Raw genomic sequence first — 8,193 nt, forward strand, 5'->3', positions numbered from 1 at the left:
GACTGGATCTTCAAGGAGGATTTGAGGTACTATACCAAGTAGAACCTCTTAAAGATGGTCAAACTATAGATGAGGCGGCTGTTAAGGCAACTGCTGACACTATTAGTAGACGTATTAATATACTTGGGGTAAGTGAACCGGTTATTACTGTTGAATCAGGAAATAGAATTCGTGTTGAACTTGCAGGGGTAAAAGACCAAGAAACAGCTCGTAAAGTATTATCAACGCAAGCGAACTTAACTATTCGTGATATTGAAGATAAGGTATTGTTAGATGGTTCTGATTTAGAAGAAAACGGAGCGTCTCAAGGGTTTGATCAAAATAATAAACCAGATGTAAACTTGAAATTAAAAGACGCTGATAAATTTGGTAATATTACTTCTGAAATTAGTAAACGTCCTCAAGGTCAAAACTTAATGGTTATTTGGATGGACTTCAATGAAGGAGATTCATTTAAGGCTGAAGCAGCTAAAGAGAAACCTAAATATGTTTCTGCACCACAAGTAGCTCAAACTATTAACTCTAAAGATGTTCAAATTACAGGGAACTTCACCGTAAAAGAAGCTAAAGAAATGGCAGCATTATTAAACTCTGGAGCTTTACCTGTAAAATTAACAGAGATTTACTCAAACTCTGTAGGAGCTCAATTTGGTGCCGATGCATTGCAACAAACAGTATTAGCAGGGGCTATAGCATTAGCAATTATTTGTTTATTCATGCTAGTTGTTTATCGTATACCTGGATTTGTAGCTAGTGTCATGATGGTTGCTTACGTATATATTACGGTAGTATTCTTCAACATGATATCAGGGGTACTTACACTTCCTGGTATTGCAGCTTTAATTCTTGGGGTAGGTATGGCAGTTGACGCTAATATCATTATGTACGAAAGAATTAAAGAAGAAGTGCGTGCTGGATATCCACTAAAAAAAGCATACTTAGATGGAGCTAAACAGTCGTTATGGACAATCTTTGACTCACAGTTTACTACAGTAATCGCTGCAATAGTACTATTTATCTTTGGTACAAGTAGTGTTAAAGGTTTTGCGACAATGTTACTATTATCAATATTAGTCAGCTTTATAACTGCGGTATTTGGTACTAGATTATTACTAAGTTTATTAGTAAATTCTAATATTTTTAATAATCACCCAGGGTACTTTGGTGTTAGTAAGAAGAGTATTCATGAAACTAAGTTTGGGATAAATTCACTTAACTTAAGTACTAAATTTGAATGGTTGAGCTTTACTAAGCACATGAAGAAATTCTTTGCTTTAAGTATTGCGATTATGATTGCAGGATCTGTGTCTTTAGGTATGTATAAATTGAACTTAGGGATTGACTTCTCTAGTGGTACACGTATTGATGTGGCTGCGAATACAGAATTATCAGTAGATAAGATTCAAGAAGATCTAAATGCTTTAAAAGTAAAAGAAGAAAAAATAGTTGTTTCACCAGATAAAAAACAAGCAACAGTACACTCTAAAGAGAGCTTTGCACAAGATAAATCGATAGAAATCAAAGAATACTTTGCTAAAAAATATGAAAAAGATGCTAACCTAAGCGTTGTATCTCCAGTAATTGGTAAAGAATTAGCTAAAAATGCATTATTCGCATTAATGTATGCTTCTATAGGTATTATCATCTATGTAGCATTCAGATTCGAATGGCGTATGGGGCTTACGAGTGTTATCGCCTTACTGCATGACGTATGTATAATTATTTTCATAGCGAGCTTATTAAGATTAGAAATAGATATTACATTCATCGCAGCGGTATTAACAATCGTAGGTTACTCAATTAACGATACTATCGTTACATTTGACCGTATTCGTGAACATATGCGTCATGAAAAAGTCTTAACAACTAAAGAACAAATTTATAAAGTAGTAGACGTATCGCTAAGACAAACATTAACTCGTTCTATTAATACAGTATTAACAGTTATAATCACGGTTATAGTTATGTTATTAGTAGGAAGTAGTTCAATTTACTCATTCAATGTGGCGTTACTTATTGGGTTAATCTTTGGTTTATATTCATCACTATTTATTGCAGCACAATTGTGGGCAGTATTAAAAGTACGTGAATTAAATAAAAAAGGAAAAATCGAAATTAACGTACGTCAATCTCCTAGAGAGAGAAAAGAAAACGATAAAGTTTTAGTATAGAAATATAAAGAAGATATAAAATTGAAAATACAGTTTTATATCTTCTTTCTCTTACGTTTTGTTAATAAAAAGATTACAATTAACGTGTTAAGTTTATAAAGGGGCTGACCCAAAAGTCCTAAATTTTAAAAAAAGTGTATATGATAACTCATAGACGCAGTGGTTTATTGATATCTAAATTCGCTTTATGAAAGCTTTTTAGATATCTAATAAACTGTGCGGGGGTGACTCAACAAAATCACGATTTTTGAGTCACTCTCATATATTTGATTATTAGTAAGTATATTAGAGGAGAGATTGTTTATGAAGATGATTACTATTCATCCAGGAATGTGGAAAAAAGATATGAGAAAATATGGATTTGAATCTTCTCAATTAGCAAGAAAGATAATATCAAATTATTTAGGTTGGGAGTATATTTATATATTGACAGCACCACAAGTCCGAGAAAATTAGAAAAATGGTTATGAAAATATGGGGTTTCAGAGTAGTGAGATAATCAATATATGTAATTATCAATCAGATATTGGTCGTGACGAATTAAGTGTATTACCTGAAGAGATATCTTTAAAATATCCTAATGCAAAAGTGAATCTAATTAATGGATTTGTAGCAAGTGTTGAAGACGCTGGAGAAATATTATATTTTACATCTGGTTTATATATGAGACAGAAAAAGAATGATGAGCTTGAATGGCATAATAAAGATGGCTCAGTAGTTCTTAAAGGTAGAAAATATGATATAAGCAAAGTTTTTCAAATGTATACAAAATTGAACTGATAAGATAAAAAAACAAAATAATAATTGTAAAAGTATAATATGGATTCTTCTTGTCTATAATATACTTTTATTTTATTATACGAAATTATACTGGCATTTCAGTTTATATTTGATTTTGATTATCTGTAATGGTATAATAGAAAAACTTGATAAATAAATAGATTTTCAATAAAATTGAATGAACAATTATGAAATAATTTATGGAGAGAAGGTAAAAAATGAAGAAACAAGGAAATGATAATATACAAAAATTTTCATTAAGAAAATATAAAGGTATTGGAGCAGCGTCTGTATTATTAGGGATGTTGTATCTAGGAGCTAGTCCAGTATTGGCAAAGCAAACTCTTATTCCATCTGATGGGAATTATTTAGATAAAATGGTGACATTGGAAAATAGTAAGGGTAGTTATAAAATTCCATATTCGCACTTTCATATTACTTCTTCTGTTGGGGATCATCCAGAAGATTATTCAAAAAGCAAGTTTGATTATGTGGAAAAAGAGATAAGAACACAAGGAGTGGATTCATTTCAAGATACAAAGACTACTTATATAACTAAAGATGGGATAGTATTAAAAAATGAAGAGAATATCGATATTCCAGTTGATGATAAAAAAGTTTCTAGTTCAACAATGTCATACAAAATAAGGGGGCGTTTTGGAAAACGATATGAAGGGAAGTTTTATAGTTTAAATGATGAAGTTGTTAACAAGATAAAAGAGTCCGATAAAACGATTTTCAAAGATGGAGAACAATTCCATAAAATTGACACAGTTGTAGAAAAAAACGAAGGAACTACTAAAGAAACGACTTTTAATGATATTACGGTTCATGCAAATCCTGCTAACTTGCATAATGAAGATGGTAGCATTCGTTATGATAAAATCAAAGAAGGAAGTCGAGTATGGTTAGTATCGGAGACTTCTGAAAATCATTATGAAAAATATGTTCTGGTAAATAAACCATCTACTGCAGATAATACTTGGGCTATAGAAACTTTTAAAAAGGGAGAAACACAAGCAAAAGAATTTACTATAGGTAATGTAACAAAAGATGGTGGTATCAAAGAAGGAGATACAATATTAGTTGTAGAGAAAAATGAATTTGTCGTTGAGGATTCTTCTGGTTCAGCTAATGAGGGAGCAGATCATATTTATCATAAAGAATTTAATGATACTACTTCATTAGAGGAAGGACTAGAGGAGATAAAATCGTTATCAGGTAGTGTATTTGAGGAGGGAAAATATCGTTGGGACACTCGTTTGTGGACTAATTATTTTAAAAAATGGGAAGATTTCCCTTGGAACAGTTATTTTGGGGTTCCTCTTGGACTTGTAGATACTGTGGATGAAAAGAATAGACCGGTTTCCTCAGTGGGAAGTATATTTAGAGGATTTATTCGTATAAAAGGGGAAGTTACAGAATATAATGATTTAAATCAATATATAAAGGTTTTAAATGAAAAGTTTGGAGAAAATACTATCCAATTTATTTGGGACGATAAACGAGATAAAATAGAACCAAAATTTCATGGTAATATAGAGGAATATAAAGATACTGAAAATTACGAGAGTGAGAAAACCTATATATCAAAATATAAGACAGCACAGAGTAACATACACTATGTAGATAAAGCCCCAGAAGGTTCTAATTTTGTAAGAAATATATTTGAAGTAGATGTTAGATTAATGAAAGGAAATAATCAAGAGACTAATAAAATGCATTTAGCATATGAAGTAGGTTATGAAGATTTTATGATACCGAATACCTATGTGCCTAGGACTCAGTATGGTGCAGGTCAAATGTATAGAGAGTACGAAAAAAATGGATATATATATAGGGTGTATGCTTCAATAAAAAATGATGTCTATTTTGTTGCTGACGGATACTATCAACGTTTTTATTATCATAATCTTTACCTTCCAACTCGCGCCTACCACATTAGTGATAAATTAACTAATATTAAAAACATATATGCTAAAGAAGAAACAGAAGTGGCTGAAAATAAAGGTAGTGTTATTGTTAAGTATGAATTAGCGGATGGAACTTCTCTTAAAGAAAGTGTAGATGTTGTTAAAGATGCAGTTGTATCGTCAACAGAAGAAAAATATTATCTAGATAAAGATAATCAAAAAGTAGTTGTAGGAACACCGATTTCAACAAATAAAGATGTTTCATATGATGTTTCAGCACTAAAACTACAAGAAATCACAAAAGATGGTAAAAAATATAAACTAGTAGGACTGAAAGCTGGTTCACCTGCGGAAACAGGAAAAGTTGCTTCAGTAACTACAGAAATTACCTATGTTTACAAACCATCTACAGCAGGAAATGTCTTTGAGAAATACATGATAGAAGGAACTACTACTGAAATAGCGATGGAGAAACAGTTAACGAAAGAAGTATCCATAGGAGATGTATACACTTCAACACCTCCAAAATTATACACGGTGATCCAAAAAGATGGAAAATCCTATATTTATAAAGGGCATCGCTCAACATCGGCACCTGAAACAGGAACGGTTGATGAAGGTGTGAAAACAATCATCTACGATTTTGTAGAATTGTTGACTGGAAAAGGTGAGCCAGAAGTTCAACCAGCATTGGAAGAGGAAGTTGTTTCTGAAAAAGATGAACCAGAAAAACAAGAAGAATTGAAGGATATTGAGAAATCTATTAAGTCTAACAAGTTACCAAATACAGGTAATAACTCAACAGAGACAATAGGTTTAGGTGTATTAAGTTTACTCGGTGCTGGAATTGTTAGAAGAAAAAAAGAAAATAAGGAAAACATATAATAATTATATATGTAGAATTATTGTATAAGACAAAATTAGGTCTAGAAAATTTAGATTCGTTATCTTGATTTATATAATAAAATCGGGTGATGGGAAAAATTTCCCGTTACCCGATTTATTTTCAATATTATTGATAGATACTTTAGCATAACCTATGCTAGCAAGTCTCTCCACCTCAAGATGAACCAGCTCCTGCTGTGCAACCATAACAATGCATACCGGTAACAATTCTACGTACACCTGTATGATTATCTACAAGTTGACTCACATGGTTAACTTTACCAGAGATTTTAAGTTTTTCAATGTAGTTAAAATCACAATCATATAAAGAACCGTCAGGACCAACAGAAATCATGTTTCTACACATAAGTCCTGGTAATGTTGCAGGGTTATATGCTTTATAAAGTTTATTCATATATCCTTCATATAAATCTTCTCTATATAAAAATTCAGAGAATCTTCCTATAGGATTGTTTGTTATTGCGAATAGGTTATTAAAGACAATTTCAAAATTGTCATATAGTTTTTTCTTATACGTTTTTTCTAGTGCTTCTTGTTTAGGAGGTAAAAATGCTCCATTAGGATTATAGACTAGGTTTAAGATAAGGTCTTCTTCTTTTCCGTAACCTAGTTCATTTAGTCTTCTTAGTACTTCTATTGACTTAGGAAAAACACCTTTTCCACGTTGCTTAGCTACGACTTTTTCGTTGTAGTAGGGTAGAGATGCCACTACTTGAACTTTTAATTCACGATATAATTCTGGTATATCTCTATAAGCTGGGACATCTAGGATAATTAGATTTGTTCTTACAATTATAGTTTTAGCGTACTTAGAAATCTCTTTTAAAAACCATCTGAAGTTTGGATTCATCTCAGGCGCACCACCTGTAATATCCATTGTTTTATATTTACCAACTTTGAATGCTTCAATTATCTGTTCAAAAGTTTCTCGAACCATATTATTTTTTCTTGTAGGTCCACCATCAACGTGACAGTGACTACATGTAATATTGCATAAACTACCTACGTTAATTTGCATAACTTCAGGAAATTCTTCAGTTAATAAATATTGTTTTTCCTCAACTTGGTCGAAAAATTTAGGAATATTTAACTTAGTCATATCAATACTAATTTGTTAATTTATCCGATAATTCTTTACTTTGAAGACCATGTACAAGAGTAATACCAGCTTTCATTGCTGCTGCAACGTGTATAGCTTCTGCTATTTGGTCTTGATCGCAGCCCTCTTCTAAACAAGTACTAGTATAAGCATCAATACAATAAGGACAAGCTTCGGCATGGGCTACAGCAAGTGCGATAAGTGCCTTCTCGCGGGTTGTTAGTTCACCTTCAGCCATAACATTACCGTAGTAATTCATAAAGTTTTTCCAATAATCAGGTGCGTCTTCACCAAATTTTCCTTCACCAAATTCTATTAAATGTTTCTTTTTAAAATAATCTGCCATATTTATTCTCTCCTTTAAAATTTGTACATAATTTTATTATATGTTAGTTTGCATAAATAATCAATGAAATTGCCCGATTTATGGGAGTGACTCAAAAATCGTGATTTCGGAGAAATCAATTTTGTCGAGTCACCACCGCACAGTTTATTAGATATCTAAAAAGCTTTTATAAAGCGAATTTAGATATCAATAAACCACTGCGTCTATGAGTTCTTATATGAACTTTGTTATATTTTAGTACTTTTGGGTTAGCCTCCCAACTAAAAAATAATTCTAAAAATCCTTAACTTTATTATCTTACGTCTTTATACATGTTTGCTATTTCTTCAACTGGCACACCGCGTCGATACATTTTCTGATATTGTTGCATCTGCCACATTGTTTTTACAGTATGATTTTTATATCTTCTCGTGGATGTCGTAATAGGGGAGTTAATTACTGTAATCTTATAACTTAACGCACTTAAATCTTCAGAGAGTTTATAATCTTCCATTAAAGGCATATCTCTATATCCTCCAACTTCGTCAAATACTTTCTTTGATAGAAATATCGCTTGATCGCCAAAAGCAAGGTTAGTAATACTTGCACGCATATTAGAAACAAGAGAATTTACCCACATAGGAAAGCTACTTGGGTAGAATCTAATCTTTAGACAACCGACCTCAGTGGGGCAAGAAAGTACTTTTTCTATTACATCTTTTTGAAGAACACTATCACAATGTACAAACCATAGGATATCACCTTTGGCAAGTTTTGCACCGTAATTCATCTGATTTGCTCGTCCTTTTTTATCCGATAAGTGATATGTGTAACCGAAATAAGAAAGTTCATCTAGGATTTCTTTTGTCTTATCTGTCGAACCTCCATCAACAAAAAGTACCTCATGTTCTTTTATATTATGCAAACAATACAGATTATAGACAAAATCACGTATTGTTTTTTCTTCGTTATAAATTGGCACAATAATAGTAATCATAA

At 31.8% G+C, this 8,193-nt stretch carries 7 protein-coding genes; 4 read left to right on the forward strand and 3 right to left on the reverse strand.

Annotated features, from left to right (window positions below):
• The first annotated feature begins 2 nt into the window (after window positions 1-2).
• From secD to RWN11_RS06085, 4 genes are all read left to right on the forward strand, one after another.
• On the forward strand, window positions 3-2,171 hold the full coding sequence (gene secD, locus RWN11_RS06070; RefSeq protein ID WP_314160872.1) for a protein translocase subunit SecD: 2,169 nt from the start codon (window positions 3-5) through the stop codon (window positions 2,169-2,171).
• A gap of 303 nt (window positions 2,172-2,474) precedes the next feature.
• Entirely contained in the window at window positions 2,475-2,627 is a 153-nt protein-coding gene (locus RWN11_RS06075) for a hypothetical protein (protein ID WP_314160873.1), read from the forward strand.
• Between the two features lie 18 nt (window positions 2,628-2,645).
• Window positions 2,646-2,951, forward strand: coding sequence for a hypothetical protein (locus RWN11_RS06080; protein ID WP_314160874.1), 306 nt, complete (start codon window positions 2,646-2,648; stop codon window positions 2,949-2,951).
• 218 nt (window positions 2,952-3,169) lie between these two features.
• On the forward strand, window positions 3,170-5,749 hold the full coding sequence (locus RWN11_RS06085; RefSeq protein WP_314160875.1) for a YSIRK-type signal peptide-containing protein: 2,580 nt from the start codon (window positions 3,170-3,172) through the stop codon (window positions 5,747-5,749).
• Window positions 5,750-5,924: 175 nt separating this feature from the next.
• Here the strand turns inward: RWN11_RS06085 and arsS are convergent, their stop codons facing one another.
• The 3 genes from arsS to RWN11_RS06100 form a co-directional block, all read right to left on the reverse strand.
• Window positions 5,925-6,869, reverse strand: coding sequence for an arsenosugar biosynthesis radical SAM (seleno)protein ArsS (gene arsS, locus RWN11_RS06090; RefSeq protein ID WP_314160876.1), 945 nt, complete (start codon window positions 6,867-6,869; stop codon window positions 5,925-5,927).
• Window positions 6,870-6,876: 7 nt separating this feature from the next.
• Window positions 6,877-7,215, reverse strand: a complete 339-nt coding sequence (locus RWN11_RS06095; RefSeq protein WP_003144831.1) for an arsenosugar biosynthesis-associated peroxidase-like protein — start codon at window positions 7,213-7,215, stop codon at window positions 6,877-6,879.
• Between the two features lie 292 nt (window positions 7,216-7,507).
• On the reverse strand, window positions 7,508-8,193 hold a 686-nt coding region (locus tag RWN11_RS06100), incomplete at its 5' end, for a TIGR04283 family arsenosugar biosynthesis glycosyltransferase (RefSeq protein WP_314160878.1).

It is taken from the genome of uncultured Gemella sp. (assembly GCF_963519265.1).
In the GTDB taxonomy this organism is placed as follows: domain Bacteria; phylum Bacillota; class Bacilli; order Staphylococcales; family Gemellaceae; genus Gemella.

Bases quoted from the DNA above. Each gene is read 5' to 3' on its own strand.
- RWN11_RS06075 (WP_314160873.1), top strand. From the start codon at position 2,475: ATGAAGATGATTACTATTCATCCAGGAATGTGGAAAAAAGATATGAGA.
- RWN11_RS06080 (WP_314160874.1), top strand. From the start codon at position 2,646: ATGGGGTTTCAGAGTAGTGAGATAATCAATATATGTAATTATCAATCA.
- RWN11_RS06085 (WP_314160875.1), top strand. From the start codon at position 3,170: ATGAAGAAACAAGGAAATGATAATATACAAAAATTTTCATTAAGAAAA.
- arsS (WP_314160876.1), bottom strand. From the start codon at position 6,869: ATGACTAAGTTAAATATTCCTAAATTTTTCGACCAAGTTGAGGAAAAA.
- RWN11_RS06095 (WP_003144831.1), bottom strand. From the start codon at position 7,215: ATGGCAGATTATTTTAAAAAGAAACATTTAATAGAATTTGGTGAAGGA.